The sequence below is a fragment of the Flavobacterium sp. WV_118_3 genome (assembly GCF_039778605.1).
GTDB lineage: Bacteria > Bacteroidota > Bacteroidia > Flavobacteriales > Flavobacteriaceae > Flavobacterium.
This window is the reverse complement of the sequence record NZ_CP156060.1, coordinates 130,840-151,814: the sequence shown is the minus strand read 5'-3', so window position 1 is coordinate 151,814 and position 20,975 is coordinate 130,840. Positions and strand designations below refer to the sequence as shown.

Sequence of the window (20,975 nt, the reverse complement as noted above, 5' to 3'; positions counted from 1 at the left end):
ACAAATTGTAACGCAGGATATTTCTATACCTTAGCGCTACAAATAATTTAAAATGGCAACACTATACACAATTACGGTAAAAAGCATTGAAGCAACCAAAGTAACAGCAGAAGTTCGCGTAGACCATCCCGATGCGGGAAGCGATATCGGTTCTAAAGACTTTGCTTTGCAAATACTACTTGAAACGGGACACATTGAAAGACCTTATTTCAATAAACTTCCGATTCCAATAGAAGAATGGAAAAAACTGGTAACCGAACATCCGCGAAAAGACGAATACGATGTAATGCATCAGTATAACGACGGTATGAAGCTCGACATCACACCGGAGGAAGGACAAAAAAGAAATGATCGTGAATATTCGCAAAAACACAACGAAGAACTGGCGTTGCAATATGGCAAAAAAGTTTCAGCCAGCGGAATGTCGAACGGTCAATATTATGTACAATTCGATAGCGAACCATTAAAAGTAATCGATGTTGCCAACAAGGTAATACTATCGAAACCTGTAAAGCGGAAGCTTGAGAAGGATTTGTACACGCTGGATTTTGAAGTTGCCGATGCGGAATACCTGTATCACCTTAGAGAAAAAATGCGTTATGAGACCGCGGCATGGAACCTTTCCTCCTATTATAAATCGGAAATAAAAGTGGCAGAAGGCGAAGCAGTACTACTTCACTATAAAGATGCCAAAAGCGATAAGTTCTGGCAGATTATACAGAATGGCGCCGCATTAAATATTACCTACGGAAAAACAGGAACCGCCGGTCAAAAAAATGTAAAAGAATTGGATTCCGTGCAAAAAGCCGAAAAGGAGCGCGACAAGCTGATCAACGAAAAGCTGGGTAAAGGATATACAAGAACAAACTAATTCAACGTGTTAATTATGGGGTTATTTCATTTTTTCAAAAAAAACAATCAGGCCGAGCCGAAAAAAGAAAAAAGCACTTCCGAAAATCCTTCCACTTCTATTTCGCGCGAGCAAATGCATGATGCGTTAACATCGGCGATAGACGATCGGGATTTTAATGAAATACAGACACTAATGAGTGCCGTTACTAGAGATAATGCCCCTTCTATTTATCTGGCGCTTAATTTTGAAGATTCCTGGTTTCCTGAAAAAGGTTATGACCGAATAATAGACCGTATGGCTCATAACCAATTCGTAGACCTTAATGAAACCAAAGACGGCAAAACACCGCTTACTATGATTGCCGAAGCCTGTCATAATGCTACAGCTATCTATGCCCGAATCGTTGAATCGCTGCTTAAAGGCGGTGCAGATGCGAATAAAACCGATAATTTGGGATGGAGCGCACTGGCGTATACAATAAACAAACATGGAGTATCCCCTACTATTATCCAAAAGCTCATCGACGCCGGATCAAACCTGAACCTCGTTGTTGAAAGTGACGATTTTATAGGACTCAACGAAAGAAGCATACTGGGAATGGCTTACTACAACAATAAAGATTTCTTTGCCCAACTTAAAGAGAAAGGAGCCGTAATGACCGACGAAGAAATTGAAGAGTTACAGGACAGAGGGTATTCATTGGAACCGTAAAACGACATCATTGTTATCGCCGGGTAATGCTACCTAATAACAGTATTACCCGGCTATAGTTTTAATTGCAAGAGCTGTAAAAACCCGAAGCGCCGGAAATAATGAAAAGCTTTAAAATCAAGTGGCTATATATATTTTACTGCATTCTTTTCGATGCGGTCGGTCTCCTTTATGCCCAGGATTATAAACACATCGACTCACTACAATATGTAGCCGATACCTACAGCAGAGCCGGACAGAACTACAAGGCTGCTATTGCGCAAACGGATGTAGATGTCGCCTTTATGATAGCCGACAGACCACTTCGGGACAGGTCGGCCTATCGCACCGCACAAGCCTATGTCAGATCCCGGCAATATGACGAAGCCTTTTATCAGGTTACCAGAGCATTTGAAGGAATGTGCCAGTCTAACGACTCCATTGGTATTGCCTATTGCTACAGCGTAATGGGTCAAATCTTCGGATTTAAAAAAGATTACACCAAAGCAGCCGGTTATCACCATAAAGCACTAAATATTCTCAAAAGAAACGCGCATCAAAAAGAAAACACGGCTACGGCCAAGGTACTTTATGCCAATTTTTTTATCCATCAGAAGAAATATGCCGAAGCATTACAACCACTATCTGAAGCGCTTGCCGTAACAACCGGCACCGGTTTTTATAATGCTAAAGCCTACATAATGGACCAACTGGGCTTTTGCCATGCCATGCTCGGCAATTGCCAAAAGGCAAAACAGTATTACCGCGCGGCATTGGCCCATGAAAAAACAAATCGATATGTCGATATCCGGATGCGCATTTTAAAGCATTTGGGAGAATGCTATCTTTCCGGTAACGACATTCCAAAAGCGAAGTCTTTTTTGGAGCAATGCATTGCGTTAAAACCCTTAGACGAGGAAAGCGAAGATTATGTTCTGGCCCACCGGCTATTGGCAGAATTATATGAAAAACAAGGCAACTACGAACAGGCGTATCGTTACCGAATAGAAGCGGTACAAGCCAAAACGGGATTGATGAGTGAGGCAATGCTTACCAATACCGAAGCCCGTTCGGTAAAATTCGATACCGAACAACTGGCACTGCAAAACAGCCTTCTTCAGGCTACCACCGAAACACAAAAAATTGAAGCACAACAGGCGAATGCAAAAAAGAACGTATTCCTGTTCGGTTTTATATTTACCATTATCGTGTTGATCACTCTTTTGATATTTTTACATTTTTACTTCAGACAGAAAAGAGCCATCACGGCCAACAGAAACAACGAACTGAAACAGCAATTACTGCTTACACAAATGAATCCGCATTTTATCTTCAACTCAGTCGATACCATACAAAACCTTATTTACGAAGATAAAAATGACGAAGCTGTTGCTTATCTCTCGAAATTTTCACAACTTACCCTTCAGATACTGGAGAACTCTTCGCGACAATACATTAGTCTCAAAGAAGAAATCAACATGACGGTGAACTATCTGGCGATACAACAACTGCTTTATAATAATTTCGATTATAAAATCATCGCAGAAGACGGGATTGATACCGAAACAACCTTCATTCCTCCGATGCTCACGCAGCCATTTATCGAAAATGCTGTAAAACACGGAATCGCCGGAAAAAAAACAGACGGCAGCATACAAATCCGATTCTATAAAAAGCGCAACAAGCTTTATTTTGAAGTAACCGATAACGGAAAAGGCCTTAGCGGAGAAACAAGAGAAGGTCACCGGTCTATGGCTACAAAAATTACATCGGAAAGGCTCAATGCCACACAGGAGACGATTGAAATCGCCAACATCATTGATAACGGTATTGCAAAAGGAACCGTTAGCCGTTTTGCGATTCCGTACAAAATAAAGAACAACCTTGCATGAAGCAATTCTGTATTGTATACTTCGTTTCCTGTTTCCTGTTGTTTTTACCGCAGACAGTGATTGCACAACATAACAACGGGAAAACTTCGCCCGAAATGCAGGTCGACATTCTGAATCGTTTGGGAACGACTTACAATAAAAAAGGAAATTTTGAAAAAGCCGAATCGCTGTTTCAGAAAGCCATAGCCCTTTGCCGAAAGCACAAGTTCGACAAAAAACTAGGTCAGAGTCTGTATAACCTTTCATCACTGTATACCGAAACCGCTAATTACGAAACCGCGATAAAACTTGGCGAAGAATGTGTGGAAGTCCTCCAAAAACAAGACGATAAGGAGACCGTTGCCAAAAGTCTGATGAACCTTGAAACATGTTGGCGAAAGCGTGGAATGTTAATCAACGTGATGATCTATGCCGACAGTGCTGTAAAAGCTTTAAGACCATTAAAAAAAGATACCCTACTGGAACTGGCACTTTGGCGACAAGGAGAAGTATACCGAAAAATAAATACCGCGCGGGCTATACCCATGCTGAAAGAAGCGTTGGTTTTGGCACAAAGAATACCGGAATTGTACAACCTGGATAACATTTACAATTCGTTGGGGCAATGCTATATCGAACCCTATACTACAGTATATGACACCAAAATTGCCGAACACTATTTCCGGATGGCTTTACAGGCTGCGTTACAGTATGACAAAGGAGATGTGAACGATAACCGTATCCAATACGGAAACATATGCACCGTTAACAAAAAGTACAAAGAAGCAGAACATCAATTAAAGCTCGTGTACCGCGATGCCTTAGCCGCCAATAACAACGATCAGCTTTCGGTAGCTGCCTTTTGCCTTGGTGAGCTGTATTTTGCGATGAACCGTTTTCAAACCGCTTCCCGTTATCTGAAGGAACACGAATTGCTTGAAGAACGGTACGATGCCGCGCAGAAAAAAATTACGACCGATAAGATGGCCTTTAACTTTAAAACCGGAAGAGTCGAAACGCTAAACAAGCTCCTTAAACAGCAGCGCGAACTACAACGGGTAAAACAGGAACAAGTAAGCTTCCGCAATAACGTAAAAATAGGCATTTCGGTAGCTGTAACGCTTTTTCTGGTTACCGTTACATTGGTATTGTACCGGTTTAACAAAAGGAAAAATCTACTGCTATCCAAAAAGAGCGCTACCTTACGCCAGCAATTACTACTCACACAAATGAGTCCCCATTTTATAACGTCATCGATCGAGAGCATACAAAACCTCATCCGGGAAGACAAGCCGGATATAGCCGCCTCCTATCTTTCCAAATTCACCCGTCTGACCCGACAGATACTGGAAAGCAGTACGGGCGACTCTATTTCGCTGGATGAAGAGATCGCCATGATAACCAACTATCTCACGGTTCAGCAGTTGCTTTATCCCGGCGGCTTTAATTTTACGGTTGACGACGACGGTATGAATACCGAGGCCATTTACCTTCCACCAATGCTCACGCAGCCGTTGCTTACCAATGCCATAAAAAGAATAACAGCTTCCAACCAACATTCGATTGCCGTACAATTACTGTTAAAAGACAACAAACTGTTGATTTGCGTAAGCGACTCCGGCGGACCGTTACAACCCGGTGAGCAACAACGTATTTTGGAATTGCGGGATATAAGCATAACCGCAGAAAGGCTTGAGGCTCCGGTAACCGTAAAAAATATAACCCTCGAAGATGGCACGGTCGGTGTAATGACACAGTTGGAAATACAGTACGTTACCGATGACTAACAGGACGCTTTTAGTACAATCGCCTACAAACTTTCAATAAACAACTACGAATAATCATTTACAAATACAGGCATCTTATTAAGTCGTAATTTGCACACTATAACGGGATATCCAAACCATAGACGCCACCCTTATAAAAGGGTTTAGAGTCTAAAAGTTTACGATTTCAGGGAATCCGATACAAAAAGTAACAATTGTCGGAACGATTCGAAACCGAAAAATTTATCATACACTATGGATTGATATAATATCCCGCTATATATCACATTTTTAAATTACGAATTCTTTATTAAATTAAGAAATTAGTGACAACTTTTTTATCACGGTATTGTAGCAATAATTTTTATTGTTATTTTAGCTTGTTTACTCCATAAAGGCACAGTACTAATACCATTAAAAATAAAGCAATACGGATTCTTAAATAAAGGTCGGTATAAAGCGTAAACAGACAGCTGATCATTCAAAAAATTTAAAGATTCTGATAACCACAAAGAAATTAAACACTAAAAATAATTATGGGATTTTTTGACAAAATTAAAAGCATGGTGGGTGTCACCGGCGTAAAATTGGAATATACACGGGTAGAGAGCCCATGGCCGTACTTCGATCCGATGATCAAAGCTACTATAAATGTAAAAGCTGGTAAAGATGCCGTGACCATTATCGGTACAAAAGGTACTTTTTATGCCAAACGTACTGTAAACGGTACGGAAGAAAAAATCGTATTGGGAACCGACATCAGCAACCCTGAAAATTGCGCTAGTACACAACGCAACGGTGTGTTTGTCGATGAATTCCCATGTGCTTTAGAAGCCGAAGGGGAAGTTTCTTTCACATTTTTCATCAACGATATGGACGTACCTGCCGCGTTGGCCGAATGGGGTGGCCAAACACCAGCCAGTGCCAAAGCAAATGGCATTACCTTTTTTATTGAAGGAGAAGTCGATGTAAAGGAAACGTTAGATTTATTCGACCCTACCCTGACACAGGAAGTTGAGGTTTATCATAACGAAATCAAACAACAACCGGAATATCAGGAGGAAGACAACTTTAGCGATAGTATTTATAATAACGTCATTGCATTGGAAGAAGACGATGACGATGATGAAATTACCTTTACAGCGGAGCAACGCAAACTGATCCTTTCGGACGATTACGAGATCGAATACGCGTTGGATGGCATGGAAGTGCTTGCACTATACAGTCTGGGTCAGATGCACGGAAAAGTAGTACGTCTGAAAGACATTATTTTTGACAACCCTAGAGTAGGTCTGTTCAAAATTGAACACATTAACGGACATCGAAATCTTGATTTCAGTAATCCGGATCTATGGAGAAGCATTACCGTGGATTCTATTTCCATTACCTTCTCCAAACCGAACGAATGGGGACATGATGCCAGTAAATTTACAAGCCTTTTCCACATCAAGAATATTGCCTTACTAAAGCAATAGTAAAACACAATAAAAACGCCCGTATATAACGGGCGTTTTTTTATCAATTCAGAATTAACAAAGGCTATTCGGTATCAATTAATTTTCCCAGCTGCTCTGCCAGGTCATCAGTACCGTCATTACTATTCGTGATCAGCCATTTATCACCGTCAAATTTAGAAATCATAATACGCCTTCCATCACTCAATTGAAAGGTATAATAAATAAAATTGGTCGTTTTATCGACATTTCCAAAAATTTTCGCCTTATAGATTTCGGCTCCAATGGTGATATCCGTTATAAATAAAGGTTCCTGTTGCATGTTGTATCGTTTTAAATTCAGCAGCGTTATTTCCGCATTCCTACCCAGTTTCGATCCATATCGCTATACGGGTAAATTTTGATCATTTTCAACATTTCAAGAAAACCCTGATGACCAAAATTGGCTACGGTTGTTAGCTCTTCTTCGAATAGTTCCATACAAAGCAACAGATGGTGCTTATGCCCTTCAATTTCAAATTCCCGATACACATCAAATAGGATATATCGCGGCTTACCGTCGCTTCCGGATATCTGACAAATCTCATACGGATTAAAAGCCTTTTCCTGAGCGGCGCCTGCAATTTGGGTAAAGTTTTCGCAAACACGTCTTTCCATCATATTGAATGCCGTTGGCGGATCCTGGTTGATATCATTAAACGGTTGCTTTGTAAAGGCAATCAACTCATAGGTTCCGTTAGTATTCGGCACCGGTCCCGTACCGTCCGTCTGGATAAGCTCCATCGTGGTAAATCCGGTTCCTTCCACATGATTTGGAAAATAATGCATGTCTACAGCGCCCAGTGTCATACCTGCAATTACCCTAAAAGGAATAATAGCATGGCCTATCACATCCGCCGAAGACCCCAGAATTGTTTCAATAGCCTGTTGTTTCAGGTTATAATGTGCAATATATTGTTCGTCGTTATCGCTCATGTTGTATTGTGACTAAAATTATTATAGATACGAAAGCGGTATGGTGTTAAACGAACCGTCTTCTTCAAATGTTTTGATCATGTTCATGCGCGCGGCTGTTTTTACCGCTTCATCCGAATGCAAAAGTTTGTCTTTAGTAAACCATTCTTTTCCGAACGGCTTTACGCTGATCAATGCAACATCTTCAATATTCAAACGGATGTGTTTCGGCAGGTTTTTCGAACCTATCGTCAACAACGTACCAAATGGCTTCTTGCCATCATACTGGGTCTTGTTAAAGAACGTATTTGCCTTGTCATTGGAATCATTATCCCGAATCACCCAGGTTTCCACATCGGCATCGGTGAATTGTAAAGTAAGTGATTCAAATTTTTCAATCAGATCTTTAAACTTACCATGTCCCAAAGCCACTTGCGTGACACTGTTAAGCAAAGCCAACGCATAATGATCTCTTACTTTATAGAACGGTAAAACACTGTCAAATTCAAGATAATATTCCGCTCCCGTCCCATTGTACTGCATTTCCTTATCCTGATGCTCGTCGGCATAAATATCCGAAAGACCGTCGGTGATTACAATCGTTGAATTTTCGGTATAGATAACACGGAATTTAGCCGCGATCGATCCCGACGTATAGCCCGGCCAGTTGTGATCGCGAAAACCACCAATGTTCAGATACAGTATTTCGTCATGCATTGTTCCCAGAGACTTGAAAAACTCGTGACGCAGGCGAATGGCCTCGGCCGTCGCTTCTTTTCTTTTGGCGTAAGCCGGATCCAGATCTACAGAGGCATCCGCAATAGGATGCAGATCGTGTTCCGGAAATGCCGGTTCGGTTTGTACGGTAATCGTATCATCCTCCAGTCGGAACCAGATACGCTGTAGTTGTTCCTCAAGAGCCGTATTCAACAAATCAAGGCCTAGTCCGTAAAAAGAATCCCGTGAAAACGTTTTGTTTTCAAACGCAACGCTATAGTTCCCTACGACATTAATCTCGTCTGCCTGTGCTACAAACTCCCCCATACCCACGGCTTTCTTAAAGGCACCCTGATCGGTAACCCGCATGGTCTTTTCCAAGAGTTCTTCTTTTAAGTCCAAAATAAGTTCGGCCACGCCATACACCTGCATTGCTACCGGCTGATCCTTAACAAAAGTAAACCGCACCTTCGTATTTCCGGGCAGGTCGTAGTATAGCTCATCAAGGTTGACAGTGCCGCGCAATCCATTGATATTATCGCGTAATTCGCGTAATTCTTTATTTAGCGCTTTTTGTTCTTTTTCAGAGAGTTGCGTGTTATGATTGTATTTTATACCGTCTTTGGTATAAAACATACCACTGCTTTGAGAACCGTAGCTACTTTTGATCACATCTTTATGATAGAATTTTCCGGTTTCAAGATAAGGGCTATAGGCTTCGCCTATGGTGCGCATTAATTCTAGTTTTGTAGCATCCATTATAATGGGATATAAATTAAGGTTATACGTATCAATTTAAGCTAAAGATAAAGTTTAATCTTACAATAAAAAGAGTAAATGAAAATTTGTAGTCATTTATAACAATTTAGTCCCGGTACAATGAAAATTCGTTATGCAGCCTTCTTTTTTTTTACAAGAGTTAACAACAAAAAAATGAATCTGTTTTTATTGAAATTAACACCTCAAAACAGTGTTATTCTTTAAAAATTTACGTACAAATACGTAACAGTAAAGCAGTGAATTTGGTGCTTTATTTCCAAAAAAGTTATTTTTTTATTACTTACATTTAACCTCGAATTTATAACCTCGAAAATTCTCTTATGTATAAAACTACTTGGCTGACCACCGTAATTGTATTTTTCTTTATTTCTTCGGTTTGTTATTCTCAGGATAAGACTATTGATTCTATAAAAGTCATTCTTGCCAATCCTAAAATCAGCGATACAGTGCGAATAAACACTATTATTGCCGGAATGGATAACTCGGTCACCTGGGGCAAACAGCACGTTGCATTTTACAACCAATTACCTCCTGTTTTTTCCAAAGGACTTAAATTAAAAAACCTCAATCCGAAGGTAAAGGAAAAATATTTGGATGCTGCCGGAGTGTATTACTACAACGTTGCCAAAAAAGAAATTTTTGATGGCGAGGGTAATCCACCGGAACATTTTGATCTGGCTATAAAATATTGGAAAGAAACGAAAGATTATAAAACCATGGCTATGGCCATGATTGGTAAAGGCACCTACTATCGTAAATTAGCCGATTGGCCCAAAACATTTGAGAACTTTTTTAATGCGCTTAAATACTATGAAAGCATCAAAAGTAAAATGGGAGTGTCACACGTTGACATGGAAATCGGTACAACATGTATAGTGCAAGAAGACTGGGAAAAGGCCATTTTTTACCTAAAAAAATCCCTGACATATTATGATGTCCCTGCCTCAGAATTGAGTATCGGTGACCGACGTGACATTGCTGTTCTCAATAACAATATAGGTGTTGCCTACACGCGACTTAAAAAACTCCCGGAAGCGCATAAAAGCTATCTTAGAGCCTATGAATCTATAAAACAGAACAATGACCCACAGTCGGAATCGCTGGTATTGGTACAGCTCGCGAATTCCAGTAATGATATGGGTGATAGTGCCCAGGCACAAATCTATCTGAATCAGGCATTGGCTTTATGTAAAGACGACCTTTCCAGACAAGGTGTGTATGGAAATGCTGCCAGAATCTATTACAAATCAAAAAGTTATGCAAAAGCAGCTGAATATGGTGAAACATCGTATACTTTGGCTTTAAAATTAAAAAATATTGGCTCCAGAACCGGTATGAGTAACTTGTTATATCGAATCTACAAAGAAAGCGGACAATATGACAAGGCCCTTAAAAAGTACGAAGCCTGGATCGTGCTAAAGGATTCGAGCAATACGGAAGCCTCAAAAAACCAACTGGCACAACAACAGCTGAAATATGATTTCGAGAAAAAGGAACTGCAACAAAAAATCCTGCAGCAACAGAAATTAACCGCTGTTAAATTAGAACAACAAAAGCATTTATCGTTCATCAAGCTGGAAAACGAAAAGAAATCGGCACTGGAAACCTCCCGAAATAAACTGGCGCAACAACAGCTGAAATATGATTTTGAAAAAAAAACACTGAATCAAAAATTAATTCAGGGCAAAAAAGTAGCCGCCATTAAACTCGAAGGCGAAAAGAAAACGGCTGCTAAAAACAACTGGCTCATCGGACTTTCGGGCGCGCTTTTATTGTTCCTTTTAGGAGGTTATTTTTATTACCGAAACACCAAACAAAAACAAGCGATTACGGTTCTCGAAAAAGACCAGATCAAACAGAAGTTGTTGGTAACACAAATGAATCCGCATTTTATTTTTAATTCGATCGATAACATTCAGGGACTAATTCAGGACAAACAAGACAAAGAAGCAGTCGATTACCTGAGTAAGTTTTCCAAACTAACGCGTCAGATTCTGGAAAACTCCAACGAAAACTATATTTCATTGGCGGAAGAAGTCGAAATGACCCAGAATTATTTAGCGATTCAGCAACTTTTATACAACAATAAATTCCGTTATACCATTTCTATCGAAGCGAGTATTGACGCCGACACCATCTTTTTACCGCCAATGCTGACGCAACCTTTTATAGAAAATGCGATCAAACACGGTTTAAGCAATAAATCGGAAGAAGGTATGATTACCATTCATTTTTATCTGAAGGAATCCAAATTATTCTTTGAAGTCACCGATAACGGAAAAGGATTTGAAACCGACAAAAAAACAACCAATCACAAATCATTGGCGATGACCATCACCAAAGAACGTTTGATTGGCTATACCAAAAATCAGGATTTTCTGGTACAAACCGATAATATTATGGATCAGCATACCAATATTGTGGGTGCTAAAGTTTCCTTTGAAATTCCTTACATTTACGAAAATTAATTCCCTATGTTAAAAGCTGTTGTCATCGACGATATTGAAACCATCCGAAAGAAAAATATCGCCACCATAAAATCAAACTGTCCCAATATTGCTATTATTGGCCAGGCCGATTCGGTAACATCAGGAGTAAGCCTTATCAAACAATTGGCGCCGGATATTGTTTTTCTCGACGTGGAAATGCCCGACGGAACCGGTTTTGATTTACTTCAAAAGCTACAACCTATTCATTTTAAAGTAATCTTCATTACAGGTTACGAAGACTTTGCTATCCGGGCTTTTCGTTTTTCGGCCATTGATTACCTGCTAAAGCCTCTGGACGCGACCGATTTGGTGGAAGCCGTTAAAAAAGCGGAAGAATCGATAAACAAAGAAATTTTCGACATAAAGCTCAACAACTTATTTAGCAATCTGGAAAGGCCTAAAAATTTGCAAAAGCTGGTTCTTAAAACGGCCGATCGTATTTATTCGGTCAATATTCAGGATATCGTGCATTGCGAATCAGATAAAAATTACACTACTTTTAATTTTATTAATGCACCAAAGCTCGTTGTTTCGACCAATCTGAAAGAATACGAAACGATGCTGGCACCACATAATTTCTTCAGAACACACCAATCACATCTGATCAATATGGCCTATTTCGACCATTTTATTAAATCGGATGGCGGTAATACGGTTGTCATGAAAAACAAGACTTCCATTCCCCTTTCCGTACGAAAAAAAGAAGAGTTTCTGGTTCTGCTGGAAAACCTTCATGTATAAATGTACTAAAAACGAATTTTCATCCAATTTCCACGAATATCTTCCAAAAACAAACAGATATTCATTCGTCAAAATTCTCATTTTTCTTTGATTTATTATTGCATCGTAATTCCGAATTAAGGTCTTGCATTCAACCAATAATCAGAAAAAAATGAAACAAAAATTAGTAATCATTGGACTATTGCTTGGTTCGATTACCAGCTCCAATGCGCAGCTTTTAGGTAAAATCCGAAATACTGCAAATCAGGCGAATAATGCAGTAGAAACTGCAAAAAAAGCCGAAGAAGTTGTTAATACAGGTGAAAAAGTTGCCAAAAAGGTAAAAAATAAAGGCGGTGCTTCCAGTGGAACATCTTCCTTAAAACTGGACTGGAATATGTACAAACAAACGCCGGCCGTTACTTTTAATTCCTTATTGTACGGAACATCAATAGGAACCGGTGGTCTAACCCGATTTTCCGGGTATACGGCTACTTTTGTCCCAAACAAAACAACTAGTGGTGCTACCGTAAACACTGTTCATGATCAGTCCGAATTTCTAAAAATTAAAGTGTATAAAGGGGACCAATACATCACGTACTTCGAATATGACGGATTCCAACAATTTGACGATGGTAAAAAAATAAAATACAATACTCCTGACAGCCGATATAAACGTGATGGTGAATGGGTTGGCGGAACCGAAATTGATGTACAAAAATGGGGTACGGGCGACTACCGACTTGATTTTATCGCGGGTGATAAAATGTTCTATTCGTTTAATTTCGAAATTCAAAAACTGACCAACTCTGACCCTTACGCTACGATGAATGAAATGTACGTAACCCGAGGTCCTTGGAATGATTATGCCTATATGAATTATGATGAATCCGGTAATCTGGTTTTCGGATATTATCTTAACCATGAAGAATTCAAGCCCGATCCGGCCAATAGCCGAAAAACCAATAAAAGTGTAAAATGGAGCGTAAAAGTTCTAAAAGACAACAAGCCATTTGCACAACAATACGGAACGGGAGCACCAAATGTGGCTCAGGTAGAACAGGCCAAATGGAATGAATACCGATGCGCTTTAAAACTGGTAGACAAACCGGGAGAATTCAAATTTGCCAACCTTACGGACGGTGCTTATAAAGTGGAACTATCCATTGAAGGAGAAGCAAAACCAAGAAAATATAGCTTTGCTGTAAAAGACAAAAGAATCGTACAAAGTCCGGAGCAGGACAGAACTAAAAATACCGATCCAACAAGACTGATCGAAGGTTGGAACGATTATTTCTGGATGAAACTGGAAAAATAAAAACAATACCCTTTACCATTATTTTTTCACCCTTCATTTGAATCCCGTGAAAAAATAATGGTACTCTTTTTACAAACCGATTATCCTTCAACTAAAATTCAATTCCTAAAAAAGCACAATGAAAAAAATAGTACTTTTTAGTGCCATCGCCAGTCTGTTTACGACAATAACCTCTGCTGCCGATTTATATGTTCGGGAAAACGGCGCCAATGGTGCTTACGCAACTGTGAGTGCCGCTATTACAGCCGCAACAAACGGGGACCGAATCATTATCAAACCCAAAACTGCAAATGCTGCTTATGTTGAAAACATAACGATCAATAAGTCGTTGACTTTTGTTTCGGAAACCAATTATCAGAAATACAAATTACAGGGAACTGTTGTCATAACACCACTGGCAGGAAGAGTCGTTACCCTTCACAATGCCATTGCCAATAGTATTACGATTTCCGGCGCCACAACCGGAGGCCGAACCACTTTAAATATTTTCAATTCTACTTTAAGTTTCTTAGATGCCGGTCAGGTCAATGCGACGACCAATATTTCCGGATGTACGGTAGATAGTGAAACAATTATATCGCATGGGAGATGCACTGGTAATACTTTGGGTTCTCTGTTTGTAACCCATACGGACGACACCAGTTTGGCTACAGATGGTGTAGACATTATCGCTAATCTTGTGAGTTATGGCATTACCAATTACCAAAGAAACTATACATTTAAAATTCTAAACAACTTCCTTCCGCAAAGTTCCATCAGTATTTGGGGTGTAAAAAACGGAAGTACCAATGAAATCGCCAATAATGTTGCCGATACACAAACCAACGGCGGAGGTCAATATGGGGAATGTATTACAATCAATCTGTCCACTGGAAATACCGGAAATATTTCGATATACAATAATGTATTGGCACTTGGCGGTGATTTTCTGATCTATAATTACAACACCAATGCAACGGTATCGGCCTATTACAACATGGCGCAAAGATCTTTTGCTTTAAACAATGTTACCAATCAGGGATCAAATACTTCGGGAAACTTCACCATCAATACCAACAATCAAAGTGTTAACGGTGCCAATGTAAACGCAGGTTCTCCCGCAGTAGAATACACCGATTTGGATTTGACCCGAAATGATGCCGGAAACGGAGGCGGTTCCAACAGCTGGAGTAATTACTGGCCTGCCGACGCAGGTAACAGAGCGCAAATAAATTATTTAAACGTACCGAGAAAAATCACAACCGGTACTCCATTAAATGTTTCAGGTTCTGGTTTTTCTAAATAATGTACAGGTAAAAAAATGAAAAAACGACTTTATATAGTAATGGCTTTTTTTGTGGCAAACCTTGCTCAGGGGCAAGTAGCCATATCACAAGCCGAATATTTTTGGGATACCGATCCGGGTTACGGTAATGGTATTGCAATTGCCGCCGCCGATGGGAACTTTAACAGCTCTTTCGAAAAAATTGCCGCTTCGGGCCTCAACCTGCCGGGTGTTGGCTTGCACAAATTCAACATTCGTTTTAAAGACAACCAAAATCTATGGGGATCCACTTTTTCAAGTGTGGTCAATGTAGAAGCCTCGGTAACCGAAGGACTTGTTGAAGTGGTACAGGGAGAATATTTTTGGGGTACCGATCCCGGTTATGGCAACGGAACACCAATTGTAGCCGCTGATGGAAATTTCAACAGTGCCTATGAAAAATTCCTTTCCAATGGTGTACCGGTTCCCAGTACCGTTGGGCTGTATGTTTTTAACATTCGCCTAAAAGATAATCAGGGACTTTGGGGATCGACTTTCAAAAATGTAGTGAGTGTAGAAAACGTTTTAAGTCTTAACGACCCGGCAACAGCTTCCAATTTTAACTTCTACCCTAACCCGGCTACCTCAACGGTATATTTCGATAAAGAAATAAAACAAGTAGACATATTTGACCTAAATGGGCGATTTGTTGGAACCTCCAGCCAAAGCAATTTGCTAAACATTGCTGATCTCGCTGCTGGAACTTACATTTTAAAAATAACGACTCCTGATGGTATTTCCTTTACCAAAAAAATGATTAAGCGATAACAATTCGAAACATTACGTCAAATAAAAGCCTGTAAAGTAGTATTTACAGGCTTTTTCTGTATCACAACTTAGGGTGTATCTTCGTAACGATTCCTATACATTTCCCAAACGCCTTCGCAATACAGCTGATAACGTGCCGGCTGCGTTTCGCCAAACGAAAAAACAAACAACATATGCAACCAAGTCACATAATACAACGACTGTTTGTTCTGAGAACGGTAAAGCGGGCCTTCTTCTTCCGAAAGTTTAAAAAAGGGAGCGATATCTATAAATCCGGCCTCCGAAATAATTTGTTCGTAGGCTTCATTATCGATTTTTCTTTTGAGTCTCTCGAATGGATTTCGCAAGATTTCCGTCACCGTAAAACTTTTTCCAAAAAAGTGGTGACTTTCGTTGTAAAGTGCTTCGCCTTCCATTCCGTCGTAAAGCAATTCGCGGGTTTTAAGTTGTTTCATATCTTAGAATTGATCAAGGCGGATACGTTTGTCCACCGGTTTTGTTTCGGTATTCGAAATTACCGATTCGCAATAATTAAAAGGTTCTTCTCCGTATTCGGAAAGCGAAACAATATATTCCACGGTTGTATCAAAAGTGTCCGTAAGTATTGGAGCGTTCGAAATCCCGCAATCTCTCAGTTTTTCGGCAACCGACGGACGTATAACGGCTTTGGCAATTGCTGTTAACAACAAATCGTTGATAACGGCTTCTATGTCCTCAAAATCATCCGAGCTTGCCTGAATTTCGAAAAACAATTGGAATAATCTTTTCGAAACCACCTTAAATTTTTCCGACCTACAGTTTCTATACTCCAATAAACTATAGTGCTCCCAATCGGCCGGACTATATTTTTCTTCGTCTTTGGTAGTTCGGAAGGAAACCGCCGCGTAGCGTTCGTGTGGCAAAATATCGTATGAAATACCATCCACAGATTCGGCAATTTCTGCAATCTCATCTTTATGTTCTTCAAAAAGTTCGAGCAAGGCTGCTTCAAGATCGTCCGTAACTTTTGTAAGCGCTTCCGATAGGAACTTCGCGTCCTGTTCCATGATAGCGGGTTCGGTAAACGTATCCGTATCCCATTGATAACGCCCGGCAAACGGGTTATCGATCTCAAACGTTTTGGTAAAAGACTTATCCTGCGTGTTTTGAGTTTCCAGATAACAGGTCACATCAATATGAAACTCCCGTTCATATACACGTTCACTTTCGGGCATTTCCCGAATAATGTCGAGCAGGTTTTTCGTACCGGTTTCGTACGATCGAATCGGAACGGAACAGGCAAAACGCATCGATTTGTCTACCTCTAAAGGAAATGCAATTTTGTCGTTCAGATCGAATGCATCGTTGCGTTTCATAAGATAGACCTCAAACTGCACCGCCGGATCGTAAATCGATATCGCGAACGCAACGTTATCGATCGTTCTGGGTTTGTCCAGATCGAGTGCAATTTCAAAAGCAAAGGTTTCGGTTGTGTATCCTTCCGGATTTCTGCGATCGAAATGATTTTTAAGGGTGATGTCGATTTCTTTGCGCGAAGCAAAATCTTCCGTTTGTACGAGATCTTCAAACCGGTCGATCTTGCGCAAATTTGGCGCATAAATTGCCTTTAAATCGTTGTTTCCGTAACACTCGATTTCCACCGCGCTATCAAGTCGTAATTCGGTTAATTGATTGATATAACATTTTACAACGGTGGCTTTCGGCGCATAAAGTTCCGTGATTTTGTTTTCACCACAATGCACACTTTCGGCATTTTCGAGATGCAACGCTGTCAGTTTATTTTTGTTACATCCAACCGAAATCGCATGGGGAGCAATAAGCGTTAGAAGTTCATTGTTCCGACAAAAAACCTGAAGCGCGTTCGTCTCAAGTGATTTTACTTTAAGCGCACTCGATATCTGAAGCATGCCCTCTTCGGTTACGGGAATTTCAAATTCCATTCCGAATGGGGAGACGGCTTTGGCGTAATAATTTTCCATTTTAAATCGGTCTCTTGTATTAGTTTAAGGCCGCTTGAATCTCGGTAATGCGCTGTTGGCATTTCTCCATCATCGGCTTGCTATTCACTTTCGTTAGATATTCGTTCAGTTCGTTGAGTTTGTGCAAACGTCTCGGTGCGCAATCCATTTCCCAAAGATCAAGCAAAGCTTGTTCTTCCCATTTGGCAATTTTCTTGCGTTTTTTAAGATTTCTGTCGACAAGATTCTCAATTGGATTATTGTCCGTAACCGAAATTAGCGAATATCCCAGTTTATGCAATAGTCGCATCTTTTCGATTTGCTCTTTGATCTTGGATTGACTGTTTCGATCCAGCGGTTCGCAAAGACTACTCAAAATGCGGTGCATTTCGTCCATGCCTCCCAATTTTAGAAAAGCATCGAACATTTTCACGGAACCTCTTCTGGCAACGGTTAGAATAGCCGGATAATCACTATGCTGCGTTGGCATATTGATATCAAATCCTAAGTCGACAAGCTTCTGTACGGCTTCTATGGTATCTGCCAATTCAAATGCATTTTCCCTACGATAAAACGTATAAAGCGAATTCTTGTCGGCTCCGTACTGAAGCAACAAATCGATTATAGCAGCCGCGTTTCTGCTGGCATCCAAAGCATAATGCAATGCCGTTCTGGCTTCATCTTCATCTTTATAATTCGGATCCGCTCCGTTTTCGAGCAAGTGTTCCACAAACCAAAGCATCCCTCCGCGACAAGCACACTGTAAGGTCGATTGCGCTCCTCTCTTCGAAATAACCTGTGTATCGGCACCAGCTTCAACGAGACACCGAACCATTTCGTCGGCAATTTCGTCCTTGGCGTGTAAAGCGATTTTATGGATAAGCGGTACGTCATAATTGGCTACGTTGGGATTGGCTCCGGAATCCAATAACAGTTTGAACATTTCGAAATGAATTGGTTCCAGATACAAAGCTCCTCCAACATCTTCAAGTGCAGTGTTTCCATGATTGTCTTTCAAGGTATCCGGATGAATCCCTTTTCCAAGGATTTCCGCCAGTTTTGTAACATCTTTGTTCGCAAAAGCTTCAAATGCCGCTTCGCTATACTCCTGATTTTTATTTTCGTTGTTTTTGACTTCTCGCATCGATTTCTCGATTCCCTCTTCAAGGTTATAGGCCGTGTCAAAATTTTTATAGACGAGCTCAAAGCCTTCCTCAAATTTCTTTGAAACGAACGCTTCCGCCCGGATGTATTCTTCTTTATAATACCCGCCGCTGGCAATGCCACCAATGACTTTACCTTTCGCTTCCGTACCGATTTCGCCTTCTTTTGCTATCCATCGGCCACCATTGCTGATATAGAAAAAGTAATACTGAGACGTCGCCTTATTTTCAAGATACCAAAGCGGTGCCACATTGAACTCCGGTACTTTACACCAACTCCCTACTTCGATCGTCCGGAGCATTTCCGGTTCTTTTACGGTGATCGTCATCGTGGCCTGCTGTAATTGTTCCCGTTCTTCTTCCGACGTCTCCTCTAGCGTTTTATATCCTTTTTCCTTCCAAAGGTCCGGGCGGAACGTCAGATCGAAATCCGAAACGATATGCGATTGGATATAATCACGTGCCAAAGCAGCATGATCATTCTCGAAATAGAATACCGAAACCGCATCTTTCCATACCGATGGTGTGTTGGAATGTTCCAAAAGCGAAAAAATGATCACAAGTGCATCGGTATGTGTTCTCGGAAAATCGATGTCGTGTTGCTGGGTTCTATACATTCGTACCGTAAGCGTATCTTCCGTTTTATCAAGCACTTTTACAATGCGGAACGAACCACGCGGATAATAAAAATGTGTGGCCCATTCCGGTTTTTGAGGTGGCGCAACAAGCTGGAATTCGACCGGACGTTCCACATAACCCGTTTGATGTTTCTTTAAAGCCAGTAAAACCCATTTTCGAAGATTGATTTTCCCGTTGTCAATCAAGTCGTAAAGTGTCTGTCCATCGCGGTTTGGTAGATTCGGATCCGCTCCTTTCGCGATCAGATGTTCGAGGTTTTCAAGCGAAACAAAATAGCGGCTCGCCGCGTGTTGCAACAATGTATATCCCGACTCCGGATGCATCTGATTCAAGTCGATTCCAGCTTTGATCATAAGGTAAAGAAAACCGTCAACGCCTTTTTGTGGAGAAGCAATCTCGAAAATAATCGGTTCACGATTCTCAAACACACTCGAAGGCGTATCGGGATTCGCGCCATATTCCAAAAGCAGTCGGAAATTGGTATATTCTTGTCGGCTATAGGCTAATGAAAGAATCGGAACATTGAAATAGGTATTAAAATGATTCGCATCAGCACCCGCGACCAAAAGCGCTTCGAATAGCTTAATATTTCCAAAAGCGTCGAAAAGATGTTTTCCTTCGGCTTCGAGATTGTGTTTTTTAAGAATGGATTGGGCTTCTTTAAGCGTCATTTTTTCCATAATATTTTGTTTTTGGTTGGTCTCAAATTTGGATAACTATTTCGTTTCGTGTGATTCTCAATCCGAAATCTTTATCAAAAAAGATACTTTATTTTTTGTTTTTGAATGTACGCGCTGCGGTTTCGAAACGCGTTAGAATTTCCATCTGGTCGTCGAATTTTGGTAAAGAATCCGCTTTTTTAAATTGTGAAATAGTGTCTTTGGCGACTTCGGAATCACTGGAAACCAATACGAACATCAATCCCCAAAACACCAGATTGGTATAATTATAATGGCCGTCGGGAGTTCCATTCCAATAATGGTCATGGATAAATTCGAGTGCCAAAACGGTTTTTGAAATCCGGTTTACCACATCTTGATCCGCACCGAATTCCGAAAATAAATGTGGTTTTGCCAGCATTCCGGGTAGGCTCGTATACGAATTGATCTTTTCGAAAACAGCACGGTATCGGACATAATCGTCATAACCGTTATTTTGATCCAGTTCCAATCGATAATCATACCCAAAAACAAACAAGCCTTTAAGTGATTGCCAATGGGTAAAAAACGTATCGTATTTTTTCTTATCGATAAAAATGGACTGCTTTCGGTAGGCCGCTTCCCAAAGGGCATATGTCTTTTCAATTCCTTTTAACGGAAGTACCCCCATTCGCATATAATGGAAATAAAACGATTCCAATTCCTGTGGTTGCAGCAGTTTTACAGCTTTCGGAAATGCTTTGACCAACGCCGAATAATTTTCGCTTCGGAAGTTGTGGCCTTGCTCGCCCGAAAAATGTACCAATTCCCGATTCAGTTCCTTTTCTTCTTCAATTATAAACGTTCGTAATAATTCCTCTGTTTCCATAGTTT

17 protein-coding genes are annotated in these 20,975 nt (G+C 40.5%); 10 read left to right on the top strand and 7 right to left on the bottom strand.

Annotated elements, in window-relative coordinates; all coding sequences use genetic code 11:
• Positions 1-52 precede the first annotated feature (52 nt).
• The 5 genes from ABFU83_RS00630 (at position 53) to ABFU83_RS00610 (ending at position 6,655) form a co-directional block, all read left to right on the top strand.
• Positions 53-871, top strand: coding sequence for a WGR domain-containing protein (locus ABFU83_RS00630; RefSeq protein ID WP_347068099.1), 819 nt, complete (start codon positions 53-55; stop codon positions 869-871).
• Positions 872-886: 15 nt separating this feature from the next.
• Positions 887-1,564, top strand: a complete 678-nt coding sequence (locus tag ABFU83_RS00625; protein ID WP_347068097.1) for a hypothetical protein — start codon at positions 887-889, stop codon at positions 1,562-1,564.
• Between the two features lie 101 nt (positions 1,565-1,665).
• A complete protein-coding gene (locus tag ABFU83_RS00620; protein ID WP_347068095.1) occupies positions 1,666-3,435 on the top strand; it encodes a tetratricopeptide repeat protein in 1,770 nt (589 codons plus the stop codon).
• The gene (locus tag ABFU83_RS00615; RefSeq protein WP_347068094.1) at positions 3,432-5,201 is read left to right on the top strand and encodes a tetratricopeptide repeat protein; all 1,770 of its coding nucleotides are present in this window, start codon (positions 3,432-3,434) and stop codon (positions 5,199-5,201) included. The genes ABFU83_RS00620 and ABFU83_RS00615 overlap by 4 nt, the downstream gene beginning before the upstream one ends.
• 515 nt (positions 5,202-5,716) lie before the next feature.
• Positions 5,717-6,655, top strand: a complete 939-nt coding sequence (locus tag ABFU83_RS00610; RefSeq protein WP_347068092.1) for a hypothetical protein — start codon at positions 5,717-5,719, stop codon at positions 6,653-6,655.
• 64 nt (positions 6,656-6,719) lie between these two features.
• Here the strand turns inward: ABFU83_RS00610 and ABFU83_RS00605 are convergent, their stop codons facing one another.
• The 3 genes from ABFU83_RS00605 to ABFU83_RS00595 are packed head-to-tail and all read right to left on the bottom strand — an operon-like array spanning position 6,720 to position 9,040.
• Positions 6,720-6,956, bottom strand: coding sequence for a hypothetical protein (locus ABFU83_RS00605; protein ID WP_347068090.1), 237 nt, complete (start codon positions 6,954-6,956; stop codon positions 6,720-6,722).
• A 26-nt stretch (positions 6,957-6,982) separates the two neighbouring features.
• Positions 6,983-7,609: a hypothetical protein gene (locus ABFU83_RS00600; RefSeq protein ID WP_347068088.1), complete on the bottom strand. Its 627-nt coding sequence runs from the start codon at positions 7,607-7,609 to the stop codon at positions 6,983-6,985.
• A gap of 21 nt (positions 7,610-7,630) precedes the next feature.
• Positions 7,631-9,040: a hypothetical protein gene (locus ABFU83_RS00595; protein ID WP_347068086.1), complete on the bottom strand. Its 1,410-nt coding sequence runs from the start codon at positions 9,038-9,040 to the stop codon at positions 7,631-7,633.
• A 365-nt stretch (positions 9,041-9,405) separates the two neighbouring features.
• On the opposite strand from ABFU83_RS00595, the gene ABFU83_RS00590 reads away from it, so the two are divergent.
• From ABFU83_RS00590 to ABFU83_RS00570, 5 genes are all read left to right on the top strand, one after another.
• Positions 9,406-11,553, top strand: a complete 2,148-nt coding sequence (locus tag ABFU83_RS00590; protein WP_347068084.1) for a histidine kinase — start codon at positions 9,406-9,408, stop codon at positions 11,551-11,553.
• Between the two features lie 6 nt (positions 11,554-11,559).
• Positions 11,560-12,315: a LytTR family DNA-binding domain-containing protein gene (locus tag ABFU83_RS00585; RefSeq protein ID WP_347068082.1), complete on the top strand. Its 756-nt coding sequence runs from the start codon at positions 11,560-11,562 to the stop codon at positions 12,313-12,315.
• A gap of 151 nt (positions 12,316-12,466) precedes the next feature.
• A complete protein-coding gene (locus tag ABFU83_RS00580) occupies positions 12,467-13,612 on the top strand; it encodes a hypothetical protein (RefSeq protein WP_347068080.1) in 1,146 nt (381 codons plus the stop codon).
• 118 nt (positions 13,613-13,730) lie between these two features.
• Positions 13,731-14,897 carry a hypothetical protein gene (locus ABFU83_RS00575; protein ID WP_347068078.1) on the top strand — a complete coding sequence of 389 codons (1,167 nt, stop codon included), beginning with the start codon at positions 13,731-13,733 and terminating at the stop codon, positions 14,895-14,897.
• Positions 14,898-14,912: 15 nt separating this feature from the next.
• Positions 14,913-15,683 carry a T9SS type A sorting domain-containing protein gene (locus tag ABFU83_RS00570; RefSeq protein ID WP_347068076.1) on the top strand — a complete coding sequence of 257 codons (771 nt, stop codon included), beginning with the start codon at positions 14,913-14,915 and terminating at the stop codon, positions 15,681-15,683.
• Between the two features lie 68 nt (positions 15,684-15,751).
• Here ABFU83_RS00570 and ABFU83_RS00565 read toward each other — a convergent pair whose 3' ends face one another.
• The 4 genes from ABFU83_RS00565 to ABFU83_RS00550 all read right to left on the bottom strand — a co-directional run bounded on the left by ABFU83_RS00565 (position 15,752) and on the right by ABFU83_RS00550 (position 20,970).
• Complete coding sequence (locus tag ABFU83_RS00565) at positions 15,752-16,138, bottom strand: hypothetical protein (protein ID WP_347068075.1); 387 nt, start codon at positions 16,136-16,138, stop codon at positions 15,752-15,754.
• Positions 16,139-16,141: 3 nt separating this feature from the next.
• Positions 16,142-17,662, bottom strand: a complete 1,521-nt coding sequence (locus ABFU83_RS00560; protein WP_347068073.1) for a hypothetical protein — start codon at positions 17,660-17,662, stop codon at positions 16,142-16,144.
• A 19-nt stretch (positions 17,663-17,681) separates the two neighbouring features.
• Positions 17,682-20,123 (bottom strand): ankyrin repeat domain-containing protein, encoded by a 2,442-nt coding sequence (locus tag ABFU83_RS00555; protein ID WP_347068071.1) that lies wholly within the window; start codon positions 20,121-20,123, stop codon positions 17,682-17,684.
• A gap of 88 nt (positions 20,124-20,211) precedes the next feature.
• Positions 20,212-20,970: a hypothetical protein gene (locus tag ABFU83_RS00550; RefSeq protein WP_347068069.1), complete on the bottom strand. Its 759-nt coding sequence runs from the start codon at positions 20,968-20,970 to the stop codon at positions 20,212-20,214.
• Positions 20,971-20,975: the final 5 nt, after the last annotated feature.